At 71.8% G+C, this 18,952-nt stretch carries 12 protein-coding genes; all 12 read left to right on the forward strand.

The features are described from left to right. Window positions 1–509 precede the first annotated feature (509 nt). The 12 genes from AB0K14_RS38745 (at window position 510) to AB0K14_RS38800 (ending at window position 18,895) form a co-directional block, all read left to right on the forward strand. Window positions 510–3,368 (forward strand): BTAD domain-containing putative transcriptional regulator, encoded by a 2,859-nt coding sequence (locus AB0K14_RS38745; protein WP_360464750.1) that lies wholly within the window; start codon window positions 510–512, stop codon window positions 3,366–3,368. Window positions 3,369–3,472: 104 nt separating this feature from the next. Continuing rightward, on the forward strand, window positions 3,473–5,851 hold the full coding sequence (locus AB0K14_RS38750; protein WP_360464753.1) for a glycosyl hydrolase family 18 protein: 2,379 nt from the start codon (window positions 3,473–3,475) through the stop codon (window positions 5,849–5,851). A gap of 182 nt (window positions 5,852–6,033) precedes the next feature. Further along, window positions 6,034–6,222, forward strand: a complete 189-nt coding sequence (locus AB0K14_RS38755) for a hypothetical protein (protein WP_360464756.1) — start codon at window positions 6,034–6,036, stop codon at window positions 6,220–6,222. Window positions 6,223–6,233: 11 nt separating this feature from the next. Next, window positions 6,234–9,254, forward strand: a complete 3,021-nt coding sequence (locus tag AB0K14_RS38760) for an AAA family ATPase (RefSeq protein WP_360464759.1) — start codon at window positions 6,234–6,236, stop codon at window positions 9,252–9,254. Window positions 9,255–9,420: 166 nt separating this feature from the next. Then, window positions 9,421–10,173: an ABC transporter ATP-binding protein gene (locus AB0K14_RS38765; protein WP_360464762.1), complete on the forward strand. Its 753-nt coding sequence runs from the start codon at window positions 9,421–9,423 to the stop codon at window positions 10,171–10,173. Window positions 10,174–10,177: 4 nt separating this feature from the next. Beyond that, the gene (locus AB0K14_RS38770) at window positions 10,178–12,691 is read left to right on the forward strand and encodes an FtsX-like permease family protein (RefSeq protein WP_360464765.1); all 2,514 of its coding nucleotides are present in this window, start codon (window positions 10,178–10,180) and stop codon (window positions 12,689–12,691) included. Window positions 12,692–12,905: 214 nt separating this feature from the next. Continuing rightward, entirely contained in the window at window positions 12,906–13,391 is a 486-nt protein-coding gene (locus AB0K14_RS38775) for a hypothetical protein (protein WP_360464768.1), read from the forward strand. 65 nt (window positions 13,392–13,456) lie between these two features. Next, a complete protein-coding gene (locus AB0K14_RS38780) occupies window positions 13,457–14,038 on the forward strand; it encodes a hypothetical protein (RefSeq protein WP_360464771.1) in 582 nt (193 codons plus the stop codon). Between the two features lie 321 nt (window positions 14,039–14,359). After that, window positions 14,360–15,643: an extracellular solute-binding protein gene (locus tag AB0K14_RS38785; protein ID WP_360464774.1), complete on the forward strand. Its 1,284-nt coding sequence runs from the start codon at window positions 14,360–14,362 to the stop codon at window positions 15,641–15,643. A gap of 62 nt (window positions 15,644–15,705) precedes the next feature. Next, entirely contained in the window at window positions 15,706–16,620 is a 915-nt protein-coding gene (locus AB0K14_RS38790; protein ID WP_360464805.1) for a sugar ABC transporter permease, read from the forward strand. 5 nt (window positions 16,621–16,625) lie between these two features. Further along, window positions 16,626–17,468, forward strand: a complete 843-nt coding sequence (locus AB0K14_RS38795; RefSeq protein ID WP_360464777.1) for a carbohydrate ABC transporter permease — start codon at window positions 16,626–16,628, stop codon at window positions 17,466–17,468. Window positions 17,469–17,476: 8 nt separating this feature from the next. After that, window positions 17,477–18,895, forward strand: a complete 1,419-nt coding sequence (locus AB0K14_RS38800) for a GH1 family beta-glucosidase (protein ID WP_360464780.1) — start codon at window positions 17,477–17,479, stop codon at window positions 18,893–18,895. Window positions 18,896–18,952: the final 57 nt, after the last annotated feature.

Below are 18,952 nucleotides of genomic sequence, written 5' to 3' on the forward strand. Positions count from 1 at the left end.
CGATCCGATCCGACAACCGCGCATCTGTCTCAGGCTTGACCTGCCCAGGCCGTGGCATCCAGCACCTCCAGGACGCACAACCTACCCGATCAACCCTTAAGTCACTGGTATTGCGCCTAGGCCTGCGGGACCGCAAGCCGACCCCGGACATGTCGAAGGGGCCGTGATCGGGGGTTCGGATCCCGGTCACGGCCCCTTCCACTGGGGGGAGGGCAGTGGAGGCAGGTCATCCCCTACCGGATGACCCGTCTCCGGTGGAGAAGGGGACGAGGGCGGGCCGGCGTTCCGCCGCCGCGGGCTGGATGCCCCTTGCACGCCGGCCTGCCCTCGTCGTTCAGGGAGAGCAGCGGATGTTCCGCTGTCTGGTCCAACCTCCCTCACCGGGGTTCGCCCTGTGTGGTTGATCGGACACGCTTAGCGTAAGAATGCGGCTACAGGACGACTGGAGCCGGACTGAAGTGATCTCCTAGGCTCCGTCTGGGGCCCAACGTTCGGTGAAGGATCGGTCGGTGGCAGACGGCGGCGGCGAGCGCTTGCGGTTCGAGGTGCTCGGCCTGCTCCGGGCGGTGCGCGGTGGCGGGGAGGTCGACCTCGGCGCCGCCAAGCAGCGTGCCGTGCTGGCGGTGCTGCTGCTGGCCCGCAACGCGCCGGTCAGCCGGGGCCAGATCATCGAGGCCGTGTGGGGCGACAACACGCCGACCAGCGCGGTCAACCTCGTGCAGACCTACGTGGCCGGGCTGCGCCGTGCGCTGGAGCCCAGCCGCGCCCGCCGCGCACCGGCCGAGCTGCTGACCTCCGTCGGCGACGGCTACCTGCTGCGGGTCGACCCGAACGCGGTCGACCTGGACGAGTTCGAACGCGGGGTGGCGGCGGCGGCCCGCCTGCGCGCGTCCGGCGACCTGATCTCGGCGGCCACCGCGCTGGACGAGGCCCTCGGCCTGTGGCGCGGTGAGCCGCTGGGCGGTGTCGCGGGCCTGTTCGCCGAGGTCGAGCGCGGTCGGTTGGTCGAGCGCAGGCTGGCCGTGCTGGAGGAGCGGGCCGAGCTGCTGCTGTTGATCGGACGAGGTGCGGAGCTGGTGCCGTCCCTGACCACGCTGGTGGGCGAGCACCCGTTGCGGGAACGCGGCCACGGCCTGTTGATGCGCGCGCTGTGCCAGTCGGGACGGCAGGCCGAGGCGCTGGCCGTCTACCGCGAGGCGCGCCGGGTGCTGATCGACGAGCTCGGCGTCGAGCCGGGCCCTGAGCTGCGCAAGCTCCAGCAGGCCGTGCTGGCCGGGGAGAACCCCGAGCCCGAGCGCCCGACCCGGCCGATGGAGCTGCGCCCGCCGGTGCCCGACCCCTCGCCTGCCATCACGCCCGCGCAGCTGCCGCGCGTCTCGGCGTCCCTGATCGGCCGTGACGACGAGCTGAAGCGGCTGGACGGCCTGCTGGCCTCCTACCCGGAGGGCGGGCTGGTCCTCGTCGTCACGGGGCCCGCCGGGGTGGGCAAGACCGCACTCGCCCTGCACTGGGCGCAAGGCGTGCGCGAGGAGTTCCCGGACGGCCAGCTGTACGTCGACCTGCACGGTTACGACCCGAACCAGGAGCCGCTGGGCGCGGGCGAGGTGCTGAGCCGGTTCCTGCGCACGCTGGGCGTGCCGTCGCCGGACATCCCGGTGACGGTCGAGGAGCGGTCGGCGTTGTTCCGCACGCTCATCGCGGACCGGCGCATGGTGGTGATGCTGGACAACGCCCGCGGCTCGACCGAGCTGCTGCCGCTGCTGCCCGGTCCGCCGTCGTGCGTGCTGGTGACGTCCCGCCGGCGGTTGGTCGGCCTGGTCGCGCACGCCGAGGCGCGGCTGGTCGAGCTGGACATGCTCGACCTCGACGCGTCGGTGGCCGTGGTCAGCCGGGTCGCCGGCCGGGACGCCACGGAGGCCGCCGCGCTGCGCCGACTGGCCGTGCTGTGCGACGGGCTGCCGCTGGCGCTGCGGATCGCGGCGGCCCGGCTGGCGGTCGCGCCGTCGTTGCGGGTGGCCGAACTCGTCGCCGAGCTGGACGACGAGCACGGCCGGCTGGCCGCCCTGGGCCTGGAGGACGAGGACTCCACCGTGCGGGCGGCGCTGGACGCGTCCCGCCGGGCGCTGCCGCCGCTGCCCGCGCGGCTGCTGGCGCTGCTGGGCCTGCACCCCGGCCCGGACGTGACGGCGTTCGTGGTGGCCGCCACGGCCCGGGTGCGCGTCGGCGAGGCGCAGCGCGCGCTGGACGCGTTGACGGCGGCGAACCTGCTGTCGGTCAACGAGCCCGGGCGGTACGGGGCGCACGACCTGGTGCGGGTCTACATGCGGACGTTGGCCGCCGAGCTGCCGCCGGACCTGCGGCACGAGGCGACCAGCCGGATGCTCGACTACTACCTGCACTGCGCCGACCTGGCCGACGGCCGGTTGCCGGTGACGCGCGGCAGCAGCGTGCGGATCGCGCCCGAGCACGTGCCGGTGGAAGTGCCGAAGTTGCAGGGTTCGGCCGAGGCGATCGCCTGGCTGGACGCCGAGCAGGGCAACATCATCGCCGCCGCCGAGTCGGCCGCCGCCGAGGGCGCGGACCCGAAGTGGCTGGTGCACGCGTGGCAGCTGCCGTACACGCTGTCGCGGTTCCTCTGGCTGCGGGCGGACCGGACGACGTGGTTGCGCACCACGGAGGCCGCCCTGGAGGCCGCCACGAGGCTGGGCGACCCCGAGGCGACGTTCGTGATGCTGTTCAACCTGGGCATCGCGCTGGCCCAGTTCCAGCGGATGGACGAGTCGCTGGCCCGCCACCGCGAGGCGCTGGAGGTGGCGCGGGCGTCCGGCGACGTGAACGCGCAGGCACGAGCCCTGACGGCGGTCGCGGACATGCTGGCGTTCCTGGGCCGGGTGGACGAGTCGGAGTCCTCGTACCGGGAGGCCCTGGAGGTCAGCCGGGCGGCCGGGTCGCGGTGGGCCGAGGCGAACGCGCACCACAACCTCGGGCTGCTGCACCTGGCGTCGCGGCGCTACGACGAGGCCGAGTCGTGGCTGCGGGCGGCGGTGACGATGTACCGGGAGGTCGGCGAGCAGTGCGGTGAGTCGACCTGCCACACGGACCTCGCGACGGTGCTGCTGGAGTCGGGCGAGGGCACGGAGGCCGTGACGTCGGCGCGCACGGCGCTGTCGGTCGCGTCGGCCGCGGCGAGCCCGTACCACCAGGCGATGGCGCACGACCGGCTGGCCGTGGTGTTCGACCGGCAGGGGTTGCCGGGCGCGGTGGCGCACTGGCAGCGGGCGCTGGCGCTGCTCACCGAGCTGGACGCGCCCGAGGCCGACCAGGTGCGGGAACGCCTGGCGCGCGCCCGCGCCACCACGACCGTCTGACCGTACCCGTACGTGGTCTGGACCTATTGACATAGAGGTCTAGACCTATTTACGGTTCGGTGGCTGCGTCGTGGCCGCCGCCTCGTGCAGGAGGTGTGCCGGCCTTGTCCAGATCATCCGGGTTCAGCAGGTCCAAGTTCTCGCCGCTCGTGGCGTTGCTCGCCGCGGTCGTCGGGCTCGTCGTCGCCGTCGTGTCCCCGTCCTCGCCCAGCGCCGCCGCCGCGGGGGAGGAGTGCCGTCCCGACGGCCTCTACCAGACCCCCGGCGTCGCGGTGCCGTACTGCTCCGTCTACGACACCGAGGGTCGGGAGTCGTTGGGGGCGGACCACTCGCGCCGCGTCATCGGTTACTTCACCAGCTGGCGCACGGGCCGCAACGGCGCGCCCGCCTACCTGGCGTCCGACATCCCGTGGACCAAGGTCACGCACCTCAACTACGCCTTCGCGCACATCGACGCGCAGAACCGGGTCTCCGTGGGCCCCGACGGCCCCGACAACGCCTCCACCGGCATGACCTGGCCGGGCGTCGACCTCGACCCGTCGCTGCCGTACAAGGGGCACTTCAACCTGCTCACCAAGTACAAGAAGCAGCACCCGGACGTGAAGACGATGATCTCGGTCGGCGGCTGGGCGGAGACCGGCGGCTTCTTCGACGCCGACGGCACGCGCAACGCCTCCGGCGGGTTCTACAAGCTGGGCGCGCAGCCTCAGGCCACCGTGGACGCGTTCGCCGACTCCGCCGTGCGGTTCATCCGCACGTACGGCTTCAACGGCGTGGACATCGACTACGAGTACGCCACGTCGAACAACCACGCGGGCAACCCGGACGACTTCTGGATCTCCAACGCCAACCGGGGCACCCTGTGGGCGGGCTACGAGAAGATCATGAAGACGTTGCGGGAGAAGCTGGACCGCGCCTCGGCGCAGGACGGCAGGCACTACCTGCTCACCGCCGCCGTGCCCGCCTCGGGCTGGTTGCTGCGCGGCCAGGAGGCCTACCAGGTCACCCGCTACCTCGACTACCTGAACGTGATGAGCTACGACCTGCACGGCTCGTGGAACCACTTCGTCGGCCCGAACGCCGCGCTCTACGACGACGGCAAGGACGGCGAGCTCGCCGCCGGTGGCGTCTACACCGCGCCGCAGTACGAGGGCATGGGCTACCTGAACACCGACTGGGCCTACCACTACTACCGGGGCGCGATGCAGGCCGGCCGGATCAACATCGGCGTGCCGTTCTACAGCCGCGGCTGGCAGGGCGTCACCGGCGGCACGAACGGGTTGTGGGGCCGGGCCGCGTTGCCGGACCAGGCGAAGTGCCCGCCCGGCACCGGTTCGAGCGTCGGCTCGACCACGCCGTGCGGCAACGGGGCGGTCGGCATCGACAACCTGTGGCACGACTCCACCGCGGGCGGCGCCGAGGTGCCGTCGGGCGTGAACCCCATGTGGCACGCCAAGAACCTGGAGAACGAGATCACGCCGGACTACCTCGCCCAGCACGGCCTGGACCCGGCCAACGACCCCACCGACCGCGTTTCCGGCTCCTACCAACGGTTCTACGACAGCACGCTCACCTCGCCGTGGTTGTGGAACGCGGACAAGAAGGTGTTCCTGTCCACTGAGGACGAGCAGTCCATCGCGGCCAAGGCGAAGTACGTGGCGGACAAGGGCATCGGCGGCATCATGATCTGGGAGCTGGCGGGCGACTACCGCTTCGATGGCGGCAAGGGCCAGTACACCGTCGGCGACACCCTGCTCACCAAGATCAACGACGGGTTGCGCGGCGCGGCGCCGTACGGCAACCGGAAGGCGGCGGGCACCACGCCGGCCCAGGTGCTGGACGTGAGCGCCACCGTCTCCGGGTTCGCGCTCGGCGACAGCAACTACCCGATCACGCCGAAGCTGAGGTTGACCAACAACTCGACCACGACCCTGCCGGGCGGCACGAAGATCGAGTTCGACTACGGCACGAGCGCGCCCGGCAGCATGGCCGACCAGTCCGGGTTCGGGCTGCGGGTCACCGCCAAGGGCCACACGGGCGGCAACGTCGGCGGCTTGAAGGGCGACTTCCAGCACGTCGAGCTGACGCTGCCGACGTGGCAGTCGCTCGCGCCCGGCGCGTCGGTGGACGTCGCGCTGAGCTACCAGCTGCCCATCGCGTCGCCGTCGAACGTCAAGCTCACCTTCGGCGGCCAGTCCTACGCCATCGCCTCCGACCACCCGCGCGGTGGCGGCGGTACCGGCCCGACCAGCACCACGACCACCTCGACCACGACTACGACGACGACGACGACCACGACGACCACGACGACCACGAGCCAGCCGAGCTGCACCGCGCCCGCGTGGGACCGCGCCAAGGTCTACAACGGCGGCAACGAGGTGTCGCACCGCGGCAAGCGCTGGCAGGCCAAGTGGTGGACGCAGGCCGAGGAGCCGGGCACCACCGGCGAGTGGGGCGTCTGGCGCGACCTCGGCGCCTGCTGAGGGGTCCCTGACGTGCTCTGACGCTGCCCTGAGGCATCCCTTACCCGCCGTCTGCCACCCCTTACGGCGGCGGGTAAGGGCACCACCACCGCAACCCACGTGAACGACCGATGCCCGCACCACGGCCTCAGGACGAATCTTCGTGTCATCAGAGAAGCGAACGACACGAGGAGCAGGTCATCATGGAGTGGACGCCCGAGTCCTTGAAGGCGGAGATCGACTACCGGCAGGCCGCGCTGCGCGCGGACGCCTCGCACTACCGCGTCGGCCGGCAGTCCAGCCGGGCCACGCGGACGTGGTGGCGGCGGCTGGCCCATCGCGCCGGCCCGGATCGGCCGGCAGCGGACAATGGTCACCGCGACGCCGCCTGAGGTGTGACAACATGCCTGGTGTGGCACGCCTCGGTTCCGGAATCCCCTTGGTGGCGCGTGGCAGGGAGATGACCAGGCTGCGCGCCGCCCTCGACGAGGCCGTCCGCGGCCAGGCCGGCGCGATGCTGGTCGCCGGTGACGCGGGGGTGGGCAAGACCCGGTTGATGGACGAGCTGGCCGCCACCGCGGGTGACGCGCTCGTGCTCACCGGCCGCTGCCTGGACGTCGGCGAGACCGGCCTGCCGTACCTGCCCTTCACCGAGGCGTTGGGGCAGGTGCGGCAGGCCGGTCTGCTCGACGTCAACGCCCGGCCGGCCCTGGGCCTGCTGATGCCGGAACTGGCGCTGCCCGCCGGCCACGACGGCAGCACGTCGGTCTCCGGCCTGCCGTCGCACCTGGTCGGCCGCCGTCCCGAGCAGGACGTGGGCCAGCTCCAGCTGTTCGACGCGGTGCACGGCCTGCTCGGCGACCTGGCCGAGGAACGGCCCGTGCTGCTGGTGCTCGAAGACCTGCACTGGGCCGACGCCTCCACCCGCTACCTGCTGTCCTTCCTGCTCTCCCGGTTGCGCGCGCAGCGGCTGCTGGTGGTCGCCACCTACCGCTCCGACGACCTGCACCGCAGCCACCCGCTGCGGCCGCTGCTCAGCGAGCTGGTCCGGCTGCCCGCCGTGCAGCGGCTCGACCTGACCCCGCTGAGCGCGATCGACGCGCGCTCGTTCGTCGCGGCGCTGACCGACGACCTGTCCGACGACCTGGTGCTGGAGGTCGCCGAGCGCTCGGACGGCAACCCGTTCTTCGCCGAGGAGCTGATCGCCGTCGCGAGCTGTGGCGACCGCGAGGTGCCGTGGACGCTCGCCGAGGTGCTGCTGGCCCGGATCGAACGCCTCTCACCGGACGCGCAGCGCCTGGTCCGGGTGGCCTCGGTCGGCGGCCGGTCGGTGCGCCACGACCTGCTGCGCGACGTGGCGGGCATGGACGACGTCGGCCTCGACGGCGTGCTGCGCGAGGCCGTGCAGCACCACGTGCTGGTGGTCGACCGCGCCGAGGTGTACACGTTCCGGCACGCGCTGCTGCGCGAGGCCGTCTACAACGACCTGCTGCCCGGCGAACGGGTCCGGCTGCACGCCGCGTACGCCGACCGGCTCGCCTCGTCCGGCGACCGGGGGGCCGCCGCCGCGCTGGCCCACCACAGCCTGGAGTCCCACGACCTGGTCCGCGCGCTGCGCGCGTCGGTCGACGCCGGGCACGAGGCGCAGGCGGCCGGCGCGCCCGCCGAGTCGCTGAGGCACCTGGAGCAGGCGCTGAAGCTGTGGCACGCGGTGCCCGCCGACCAGCGACCGCCCGGCCTGACCGAGCTGGAACTGCTGCGCGACGCGTCGTGGGCCGCGGGCACGGCCGGCCAGCCCGAGCGGGCCATCGCCTTCGCCCGCACCGGCACCACCGTGGTGGACGAGGCCGATCCCGAGGTCGCGGCCGTGATGTGGCGGCGCTTCGCCCAGACGCTCCAGGTGCTCGACGGCACCGACCACGAGAAGTACCGGGCGGTGGAGGAGGCGTGGCGGCTGGTCCGGGACCGGCCCGCGAGCCCGGCCCGCGCGTGGGTGCTGGCGGTGTGGGCGGCGGCGCTGCGGCACGACCGCAAGTACGTCGAGGCCCGTGAGCGCGCCGAGCTGGCGGTGGCCGACGGCCGCGCGGCGGGCGCGGACTCGGCCGTGGCGGACGCGTTGACCACGTTGGGCCTGCTCGACGAGCCGGAGGGCGACGTGCCGCGGGCGCACGAGCACCTGACCGCGGCGGTGGCGTGCGCGATGGAGGCCGACGCCGTCAGCACCGAGCTGCGGGCCCGGTACTTCCTCGGCCTGCACCACTACGACCTCGGTGAGCTGGACGAGGCCGCGCGGGTCTTCGACGAGGGCGTGGCGCGGGCCAAGGCGACCGGGCTGACGTGGAGCTCGTTCGGCCTGGAGCTGCGCATCCTGCAGGTGCTGACCAGGTACTACCGGGGCGAGTGGGACGGCGCGGCGACCGCCGCCGAACCGCCGGGCCTGCGGGTGTCGAGCACGGTGTCCGCGCGGCTGGCCGCGGCGGGCACCCACGTGGCGGTCAGCCGGGGCGAGTTCGACCAGGCCGAGCGGATGATCCGGGAGCTGCGCGCGGACTGGCACCGCGACCTGCAGATCGCGTTGATCACCGGTGGCACGGGCGCGGAGCTGGCGTTGTGGCGCGGTCAGCCGGAGCTGGCCGTGGACCGGGTCGCGGACGCCATCAGCTGGTCCCGCAAGGAGGGCGAGTGGATGCTGGCCGGCATCCGGCTGGCCGCCCTCGGTGTCGCGGGCCACGTGGAGATCGCGGCGCGGGCACGTCGGCGCAAGGACCGGGCGGCCGAGGAGGACGCCGTGCGGGCCGGCCGCGAACTGGTCGGGTACGCGCACCGGACGGTCGAGATGGGCATGCCCCGCACCGGCGAGCTCGGTCCCGAGGGCCGGGCGTGGCTCGTGCGCGTGGAGGCCGAGGAGTCGCGGTTGACCGGGCCGGGCGACCCGGAGCTGTGGCGGCGCGCGGTCGACGGTTTCGGCTTCGGGTCGGTGTTCGAGCAGGCCGTGTGCCGGTGGCGGCTGGCCGAGGCGCTGCTCGGCGCGGACCGGCGGGACGAGGCGGCGGCGGAGCTGAAGCTGGCCAGCGCGGTGGCCGACGAGCTGGGCTCGGCGCCGTTGCGCGAGGCGTTGGACCTGGTCGCCCGGCGGGCCAGGGTGGCGTTGCGCGACGTGGGACCGCGTGACCGGGTGGACCCGTTCACCCCGCGTGAGCGGTCCGTGCTGGAGCTGGTCGCGCAGGGGCGCACCAACCGGCAGGTCGGCGAGGAGCTGTACATCTCGGAGAAGACGGTCAGCGTGCATCTGAGCCGGATCATGTCCAAGCTCGGCGCGAGCCGGCGGGCCGAGGCGGTGGCCAACGCGTTCGACCGGGGCCTGCTCGACCTGCCCAAGGTCGACCAGGGGACGGTCGTCGCGCCCGGACCGGCCGCGGAGTAGGGCCGGCGGCGCCCGCCCGCGCCGTCCGGCGGCGGGGTGTCAGACCTCGGGACTAGTGGTCGTCATCCCGCCGGTTGACCTCCGGTTCCGCCGCCGAGGTGACGACCGGCGACCCGCGTGCCCCATAGCTTTCTCGACGTCAGCAGACCCGAGGAATTGAGGGAGCATGTCCGCACTGGTGTCCGACGTCGGAACCCGCACCGCTGCAGCCGCCGGGAACCTGGTGAAGGTCTACGGCAAGGGCGACACCGCCGTCCGGGCGCTGGACGGTGTCAGCGTGGCCTTCGCGGCGGGGAAGTTCACCGCCATCATGGGCCCGTCCGGGTCCGGCAAGTCGACGTTGATGCACTGCCTGGCCGGCTTGGACAACGTCGACGGCGGCACCGTCCACATCGGCGGCACCGAGATCACCTCGTTGGGGGACAAGGAGCTGACCAAGCTGCGCCGCGACCGGGTCGGGTTCGTCTTCCAGGCGTTCAACCTGCTGCCCACGCTCACCGCGGAGGCCAACATCCTGCTCGGCCTCGAACTGGCGGGCCGCAAGCCCGACCGCGAGTGGTTCGACACCATCGTGGACGTGCTCGGCCTGCGCGACCGGCTCAAGCACAAGCCGACCGAGCTGTCCGGCGGCCAGCAGCAGCGCGTGGCCTGCGCCCGCGCCCTGGTCTCCCGGCCCGACGTGGTGTTCGCCGACGAACCGACCGGCAACCTCGACTCGCGCTCCGGCGCCGAGGTGCTCGACTTCCTGCGCATGTCCGTGCGCAAGCTCGGGCAGACCGTGATCATGGTGACGCACGACCCGGTCGCCGCGTCCTACGCCGACCGCGTGGTGCTGCTCGCCGACGGCAGGCTCGCCGGCGAGATCGACAACCCGACCGCCGACTCGGTGCTGTCCGCCCTGAAGCACCTGGGGGCGTGACCTGATGCTGCGCACGATCATCGCGGGCCTCAAGGCCCGCACCGCGCGGCTCGTGCTGTCCTCGGTGGCGATCGCCCTCGGCGTCGCCTTCGTGACCGGCACGCTGGTGCTCGGCGACGCCATGAGCGCGAGCCTGCGCGACGAGTTCGCCAAGGGCGCGCGCAACGTCGACGTCTCGGTGACGCTGTCGGGCGAGTCGTCGCCCGACGCCAAGGGCATCGACCCGGAGACGTTGGCGAAGATCCGGCAGGCACCGGGCGTGGCGGGCGCCGACACGCGCGGCGCCCAGACGGTGCCGCTGGTCGCCGCCAACGGCAAGGCCAAGCCCGCCTGGGCCGTGTCGCTGGCCACCGACGAGAAGCTGAACGAGTTCGACCTCGTCGAGGGCCGCTACCCGACCTCGGCCGCCGAGATCGTGGTCGACAAGCGCACGGCCACCACCGCCAAGCTCGCGATCGGGCAGCCGGTCGTGCTGTTGGGCGAACAGGACCAGCGGTCCACCTACACGCTCGTCGGCACGTACCAGCAGGGCACGAACCAGGTGTCGTTGTCCGGCTACGACCACATCGGGCTGACGCCCGAGGCGTTCCAGGCGCTGCGGCCCGAACGGCTGCCGTACCAGGCGGTCGCCACCGCCGCGGCCGGCTTCACGCAGCAGCAGGTGGTCGACAACGTCCGCAAGGCCATCGGGGACAGCGGGTTCTCGGTCCAGAGCGGTGAGGAGCTGACCAAGCAGACGCTGGAGCGGGTCGAGTCCCAAGCGGGCGAGATCACCACGGTGCTGCTGGCGTTCGCGATCATCGCGCTCGTGGTCGCCGCCATGGTCATCTACAACACGTTCACCATCCTGGTCGCGCAGCGCACCCGTGAGCTGGCGCTGATGCGGTGCGTGGGCGCGAGCCGGAGCCAGGTGTTCCGCACCGTGCTGGCCGAGGCGCTGGTGATGGGCCTGGTCGCGTCGGTGATCGGCCTGTTCGGCGGCATCGGGGTGTCCGCCCTGCTGCAACAGGTGATCTTCTCGTTCGAGGACGGTGGCACGGGCACGGTGCTCCTGCCGGTGACCGTCACGACGGTGCTCGCCGCGTTCGCGGTCGGCACGCTGGTGACCGTGCTCGCCGCGGTGCTGCCCGCCCGCAAGGCGACCCGGGTCGCGCCGGTGGCCGCCCTGCGCAGCCAACCCGACAGCGGCGAGGAGGTGCGCCGCACCGGGGTGCTGCGGGTGCTGACCGCCGTGCTGTTCGCGGTGGTCGGCGTCGGCGCGGTGGTGTTCGGCATGGGCATGGACGACGAGGAAGCGGCGATGCTCACCAGCGGCGCGGGCACGATGGCGTTGTTGGCCACGGTGCTCGTGCTCGGCCCGCTGCTGGTCGGCCCGGTCAACCGGGTGCTGGGCGCGGTGCCGCGGGCGTTGCTCGGGGTACCCGCCAAGCTCGCGTCGGCCAACGCGGGCCGCAACCCCAAGCGCACCGCCGCGACTACCGCCGCGTTGATGATCGGCGTGACGATCGTGGCGCTGGTGACGGTGGTCGCCAACAGCGCCAAGCAGACCGCCAACGCCGAGATCGACCAGCGGATGCCCGCCGACTACACGGTGACGTCCGCGGTGTACGACCGACCGCTGCCCGAGGAGCTGGCCGGGCAGCTGGCCGCCGTGCCGGAGGTGGCGAAGGTCGCGCCGACCACGGTGGTGCACGGCGAGCGCGGGTACTTCACCGGCGTGTCGCGTGACGCGATCGGCGACCTGTTCCGGCCGACGGTCACCAGCGGGTCGCTCGCCGACCTCGGCGACGGCGCGATCGCGGTGAACGCGGAGTACGCCAAGCGCGAGGGCGTGTCGGTCGGCTCCACGGTGACGATCAAGGCGGAGCAGGGCGAGCCGCAGCAGCTCAAGGTGGTCGCCGTGATCGAGGGGCAGCGGCTGTCCGACGGGGTCATGACGATGGCGACGTCGCTGAGGTTCCCGCAGGCTGCCGAGGGCTACGACAGCATCCTGGTCAAGCTCAAGGACGGTGCCCAGAACGGGCGCGCGGCGGTCGAGAAGGTCACCGACCCCTCGCCGTTGGCCGTGGTGGACAGCGCGGCGGAGACGAAGGAGCAGCTCAACCGGCAGCTCAACCAGGTGCTCGGGTTCATCTGGGCGCTGATCGGGTTGGCCGTGGTGATCGCGTTGTTCGGCATCGCCAACACGTTGACGCTGTCGGTGCTGGAGCGGACGCGCGAGTCGGCGCTGCTCAGGGCGCTCGGCCTGACCCGGGGTCAGCTGCGGTTGATGCTGGTGGTCGAGTCGGTGCTGATGGCGTTGATGGGCGCGGCCCTCGGGCTGCTGCTGGGCATCGGCTTCGGCTGGGTGCTCACCGAGGCGTTGTCGACCGACACGATCTCGGTGGACCTGGTGGTCCCGTTCGGGCAGATCGGCGTGATGCTCGCCGGCGCGGTGGTGGCCGCAGTGCTGGCCGCCGCGCTACCGGCCCGGCGTGCCGCCCGGACCTCGGTCGTCGCGGGGATGGCCGAGGCGTGAAGACCCGGCAGCCCGCTCTTCTTCGGGGGAGGAGCGGGCTGCCGGGTTCCCGGTCGGGTGCGACGCGCGGAAGTGGCTGGGGCAGTGGACATCCGCTCGCGTGGGACGTACGGCCGACCGGGTGCGTTTCGCGGCATTCGACTCACACCTCGCTGCGCGCGCCGGTACAACTGCGCCTTATGAGCAGCTCATCGGGTGGCTCCCAAGGACGACGGTGAACCCGGCGGGGACAGCCCGGCCCACGATCGTCGTGGTCGACACCGAGGGCTCCGGTGACGTGCGGCAGGTGGTCGCCGACGCGTTCCGATTCGACGGCTGCAGCGGGTTCTACTTCTCCCAGCCGAAGGCCCAGGAGGCGCTGGCCACCACGGATCCGGAAAGACTGCCCGAGCTGGCTGAGGGCCGCGCGCCCATGCCCATCAGGATCACCGCTCAGGCGAAAGGCGGTGAAGACGTCCTGCTGACCGGGATGCGGCTGGTGGAGTCGACCGTCTCGCCGCCACCGACCACCGGCCTCGTGCTGGACCCGATCTGTGGTGGCACACCGGTCACCCCGCGCAATTTCCAGGTCGACCTCGACCGACCCGACCCGACCGTCAAGCCCATCCCGATGATCGGCGACACCGACGACGAGACCGGCTACCCCGCGGTGCCGTTCCCGTTCAAGTGGTGGTCGCCGCGGCCCTCGGCCTCCTCCTGACCGCCTGCGGTGTCCGGGACTCTCCGACGCCGTCAGGAGGTGGCGACACCCCGAGCGCGCCCGCCGTGAGTTCCAGCGGGCCGAGTCCGCCGCAGGACGTCCCCGCCGATCTCACCCTGCCGCTCGGCGGAGCGGGCGTCACCGTCGACGACAGCTTCTACGCCGAGTGGATCCCGGCGGCGACGTGCCCGCTGGATGCGGATGACGCGCGGCGCGCGACCATGGAGAGCGATGTGCTGCGCACGGGATTCCGCACCGCGACGCAGGTCGCGGACACCACGCGAGCCTGGCAACTGGGCGTGTACCCCGACGCCGACTCCGCCCATCTCGCTTTCACCGAGCTCCACGCGGCCATTGATCGCTGCCGGACCGGTGCGCAGACTGATCGCCACCCACGTGACGACCTGGGAGCGGACGAAGCGTTCATCAAGTTCTTCTACAACCCGGCCGGCCGACCAGGTGACCAGGTGTACGGGCACTACGCCCATGTGGTGGCCCGCGTGGGCAACGCTCTCGTCGCGCACAAGCTTGAGGAAAGGGACACCGTGCTTCGGGATCCTCTCGCTCCTGACGAGCCCGCAGCCGTAGCCGTTCGGCGGTTCCTCTCCCAGCTCTGCGAACAGCACCGGTGGTGCCGCGGCCAGTAGTGGGCGCGCCGTGTGACGGCGGTCACAAGATTTTCGGCGAGCACGCGTCACATCCAGGTCCGGAACGCCTCTAACAGGGTGCGGGGTGGCTCGAGCGAGGGCCGGGCCACCCGGCTTCCCACACCCCTGCCGCCGGGCTCACGGAACGTGCGCGACCGTTGCGGTCCGTGCACGAGAGCGCTTCAGATTGTTGCGGAACGGTGTCGACCGGTTCTTCTCGGGTTGACAGCGCGAACCGGGACTCACCAGTGTGAGAGCGCTCTCATGAGAGCGCTCTCACGGCGTCGGGTCCGAGCCCGGCGAGTGCGTCGAGGAGGACGGATGAGCAGGACTCTGGTCGGCCGGACCGCGTCGATCACGGCGGTGGCGTTGACCGCCGCACTGGTGGCCGCCTGCGGTGGCGGGGGAGGTGACGCGGGGGACGGCAAGGTCAAGCTGTCGATCGGGATCTTCTCCGACTTCGGCTACACCAACCTGATCAAGGAGTACCAGGCGTCGCACCCGGACATCGAGATCGAGCAGCGCACGGTCAAGATGGAACAGCACCACACCCAGCTCGCCACGCAGCTCGCGGGCGGTCGGGGCGCCGCCGACATCGTGGCGATCGAGGAAGGCAACATCACGCAGTTCCGCCAGTCCAAGGACAAGTTCGTCAACCTCGCGGACCACGGCGCCAAGGAACTCGCCGGCCAGTGGGCCGCCTGGAAGTGGAACCAGGGCACCACCGACGGCGGCAACTTCGTGCTCGGCCTCGGCACCGACATGGGCAGCCTCGCGCTGTGCTACCGCCGCGACCTGTTCGAGGCCGCCGGCCTGCCGACCGACCGCGAGGAGGTCGGCAAGCTGTGGCCGACCTGGGAGGAGTACCTGGAGGTGGCCGACACCTTCACCCGGCAGACGCCGAACGTGAAGTTCGTCGACACCGCCCAGAACGTCTACAAGGCGATCCTCGACCAGACCGAGGAGGGCTACTTCGCCAAGGCCGACGACTCGTTCATCGGCGACCGGAACGACAAGGTGGAGCAGGCCTTCACGCTGGCCGCGAGCCTGGGCGAGAAGAAGCAGACCGGCGCGCTGGCGCCGTTCAGCCAGGACTGGAACGTCGCGCTCAAGCAGGCGTCCTTCGCCACCACCACCTGCCCGGCGTGGGCGCTCGCGCTGATCAAGGCGGGCGCCGGCGACGCCGCGGCCGGCAAGTGGGACGTGGCCGCCGCGCCCGGTGGCGGCGGCAACTGGGGCGGCTCGTTCCTCGCCGTGCCCAAGCAGGGCAAGCACCCCCAGGAGGCGTACGAGCTGGCCAAGTGGCTGACCGCGCCCGAGCAGCAGAAGCGGATCTTCACCGAGACCGGCAACCTGCCCAGCGAGCCCGCCGCGTACAAGGACCCGGCGGTCACCGCCGCGGTCAACGAGTACTTCAACTCCGCACCGGTCGGCCGGATCTTCGGCGACTCCGCGGAGAGCCTGAAGCCCACCTACCGCGGCACCAAGGACGCCAAGGTCACCCCGGTCTTCAACAACGCCCTCTCGCGCGTGGAGACCGGCAAGCAGTCCACATCGGACGCGTTCGCCCAGGCCGTCGGGGAAGCGCGGGACGCCGCCAAGTGACGGTCGCACCGGAACGGGCGGCGGGACGGGGCACGGCTCCCGTCCCGCCGCCGGCGCAGCGCCTGTCGTGGCGGGACCGGCTCGGCCGGCTCGACACGAAGTACACGCCGTACGTGATCGTCGCGCCGTTCTTCGTGGTGTTCGCGATCTTCGGCCTCTACCCGCTGCTCTACACCGCGTGGGTCTCCCTGCACGACTGGCAGCTCATCGACGGCGACCAGGGCTTCACCGGCCTGGCCAACTACGCCGAACTGCTGTCGGACGAGAACTTCTGGAACGCGCTGGGCAACACGATCAGCCTGTTCCTGCTCTCCACCGTGCCGCAGCTGTTCGCCGCGCTGGGCCTGGCCGCCCTGCTCGACCGCGGCCTGCGCGGCCGGGCGTTCTGGCGGGCGGGCGTGCTGCTGCCCAACGTGATCTCGGTGGCCGCGGTGGCGCTGGTGTTCGCGCAGCTGTTCGGCCGCGACTTCGGCATCGTCAACGGCGTGCTGGGCTTCGTCGGCATCGACCCGGTGGACTGGCGCGCCGAGACGTGGGCCTCGCACCTGGCGATCAGCTCGATGGTGGTGTGGCGCTGGACCGGCTACAACGCGCTGATCTACCTGGCCGCGATGCAGTCGGTGCCCAAGGACGTGTACGAGTCGGCGATGCTCGACGGCGCGTCGCGGTGGCGGGTGTTCTGGTCGATCACCGTGCCCAGCATCCGGCCGACGATCCTGTTCACGGTCATCGTCTCCACGATCGGCGGCATGCAGCTGTTCGTGGAGCCGCAGCTGTTCGACCCGGGCGGCACGGCCACCGGCACCGGCGGTGACGACCGGCAGTTCCAGACCCTGGTGATGTACCTGTACGAGAAGGGCTTCCGGTTGTTCGACGCGGGCTACTCGTCGGCCATCGCCTGGGTGTTGTTCCTGGTGATCCTGGTGGTGGCGGTCGTGAACTTCACGCTGGCGCGGCGCATCGCGTCGAAGGGGTGAGGCCGGTGTCCGCGACGAGGTCCAAGCGGTCGGTCAAGGCCGGGCCGTTCACCTACGCGCTGCTCGTGGTCGTGCTGCTCGCGTCGATCTTCCCGCTGTACTACTCGTTCCTGATCGCCAGCAAGGACAACTCCGCGCTCGGCGACGCGATGCCGTCCCTCGTGCCCGGCGGGAACCTGGTGGCCAACCTGACCCGGGTGTTCGACACCGTCGACTTCTGGCTCGCCATGCAGAACTCGTTGGTGGTGGCGGGCACGGTGGCGATCAGCAACGTCGTGCTGGGCACCCTGGCCGGGTTCGCGTTCGCCCGGTTGCGCTTCCGGGGCGGCAACTCGCTGTTCCTGGTCGTGGTGGGCACGTCGATGGTGCCCACCCAGTTGGGTGTCATCCCGCTGTACATGCTGATGTCGGACCTGGACTGGTACGGCACGCTCCAGGCGGTGGTCGTGCCCGCGCTGATCGGCGCGTTCTCGGTGTTCTGGATGCGGCAGGCGTGCGAGGAGTCCGTGCCCTTCGAGCTGATCGAGGCGGCCCGGGTGGACGGGTGCTCGGTGCTGCGCACGTTCTGGCACGTGGCGTTCCCGGCGGTGCGCCCCCAGGCCGCGGTGATGGGCATGTTCACGTTCATGACCGCGTGGAACGACTTCTTCTGGCCGCTGATCGTGCTCGACCCCAATGACAGCCCCACGGTGCAGGTGGCATTGTCGACCTTGGCGAGCGGTTACTACACGGACTACTCGCTCATGCTGTCCGGCGCGTCGCTCGCGGTGCTGCCGGTGGTGGGGATCTTCCTCCTGCTGGCGCGGCAGATCGTCGGCGGGATCATGCAGGGCGCTGTGAAGGGGTGAACTCGTAGATGACGACAACCGACCCGGACACCGAGGTCGGGCGGGACCTGCTGCGCTTCCCACCGGATTTCCTGTGGGGAGCGGCGACGGCGTCCTTCCAGATCGAGGGTGCGACCACTGTGGACGGTCGTGGGCCGTCCATTTGGGACACGTTCGCGGCGACGCCGGGTGCGGTGCTCGGCGGTGACACCGGCGACCCGGCGTGCGACCACTACCACCGCTACCCGGCCGACGTCGAGCTGATGTCGGAGCTGGGACTCGGCGCGTACCGGTTCTCCCTGGCGTGGCCGCGCATCCAGCCGCTCGGCTCGGGTCGGGTGGAGCCGAGGGGGCTCGCGTTCTACGACCGGCTGGTGGACGAGCTGCTCGGCCGGGGCATCCAGCCGGTCGCCACGCTGTACCACTGGGACCTGCCGCAGGCGCTGGAGGACCGCGGCGGGTGGCGCGACCGCGACACCGCGTACCGGTTCGCCGAGTACGCCGCCGTGGCGCACGAGCACCTGGCCGACCGGGTGAAGCTGTGGACCACGTTGAACGAGCCGTGGTGCTCGGCGTTCCTCGGGTACGCCACCGGCATCCACGCGCCCGGCGTGGTGGACCCGAAGGCGTCGCTGGAGGCCGCGCACCACCTCATGCTCGGCCACGGGCTGGCGGTGCGGGCGATGCGCGCGCAGGCGCCCGCCGACCACCGGTTCTCCATCGTGCTGAACTTCTGCTCGGTGTGGGTGGACGACGACGCCTCGCTCGACGCCGCCCGCAAGGTCGACGGCCTGCAGAACCGCCTGTTCCTCGACCCGCTGGGCGGCCGCGGCTACCCGGCGGACGTGGTCGAGGACACGGCGTGGCTGGGCGACTGGACGGCCGTGGTGCGCGACGACGACCTGGACGTGATCGCCACGCCGATCGACTGGATGGGCGTGAACTACTACAGCCCGACCCGCGTCGCCGCCGCGGCCGACCCGCTGGTGGTGAGCGGCGGGCCGTTCCCCGGCCTGCGGGGCGTGGAGTTCCTGCCGCCGCGCGGCGAGGTGACCGGGTTCGGTTGGGAGGTCGACGCGCGCGGGCTCACCGAGCTGCTGGAACGCCTCCAGCGCGACGTCGGCCTGCCGCTGGTGATCACCGAGAACGGCTCGGCGTTCCCGGACGTGGTCGAGGACGGCCAGGTGGTGGACGAGGCGCGCACCCGGTACCTGGTCGACCACCTGCGCGCGGTGCACGAGGCCATCGGCGCCGGTGTCGACGTGCGCGGGTACTTCGCGTGGTCGCTGCTGGACAACTTCGAGTGGGCGGCCGGCTACAGCCAGCGGTTCGGCATCGTGCACGTCGACTACGACACGCAGGTGCGCACGGTGAAGCGGAGCGGTCGGACGCTGGCCCGGGTGATCGGCGCCAACGCCGTCCCGGCCACCGGCTACGACCTGCCGTGACGCGTCGGTCGGGGGCCGCTCGCCGGTGCGGCCCCCGACCGACCCGGTTCGCGCACG

It is taken from the genome of Actinosynnema sp. NPDC050801, assembly GCF_040673975.1.
In the GTDB taxonomy this organism is placed as follows: Bacteria; Actinomycetota; Actinomycetes; order Mycobacteriales; family Pseudonocardiaceae; genus Actinosynnema.

What these genes read in the sequence shown, in the direction of transcription:
- AB0K14_RS38765 (WP_360464762.1), top strand. Translation starts at nt 9,421, where the DNA reads ATGTCCGCACTGGTGTCCGACGTCGGAACCCGCACCGCTGCAGCCGCC.
- AB0K14_RS38785 (WP_360464774.1), top strand. Translation starts at nt 14,360, where the DNA reads ATGAGCAGGACTCTGGTCGGCCGGACCGCGTCGATCACGGCGGTGGCG.
- AB0K14_RS38800 (WP_360464780.1), top strand. Translation starts at nt 17,477, where the DNA reads ATGACGACAACCGACCCGGACACCGAGGTCGGGCGGGACCTGCTGCGC.
- AB0K14_RS38755 (WP_360464756.1), top strand. Translation starts at nt 6,034, where the DNA reads ATGGAGTGGACGCCCGAGTCCTTGAAGGCGGAGATCGACTACCGGCAG.
- AB0K14_RS38770 (WP_360464765.1), top strand. Translation starts at nt 10,178, where the DNA reads ATGCTGCGCACGATCATCGCGGGCCTCAAGGCCCGCACCGCGCGGCTC.
- AB0K14_RS38760 (WP_360464759.1), top strand. Translation starts at nt 6,234, where the DNA reads ATGCCTGGTGTGGCACGCCTCGGTTCCGGAATCCCCTTGGTGGCGCGT.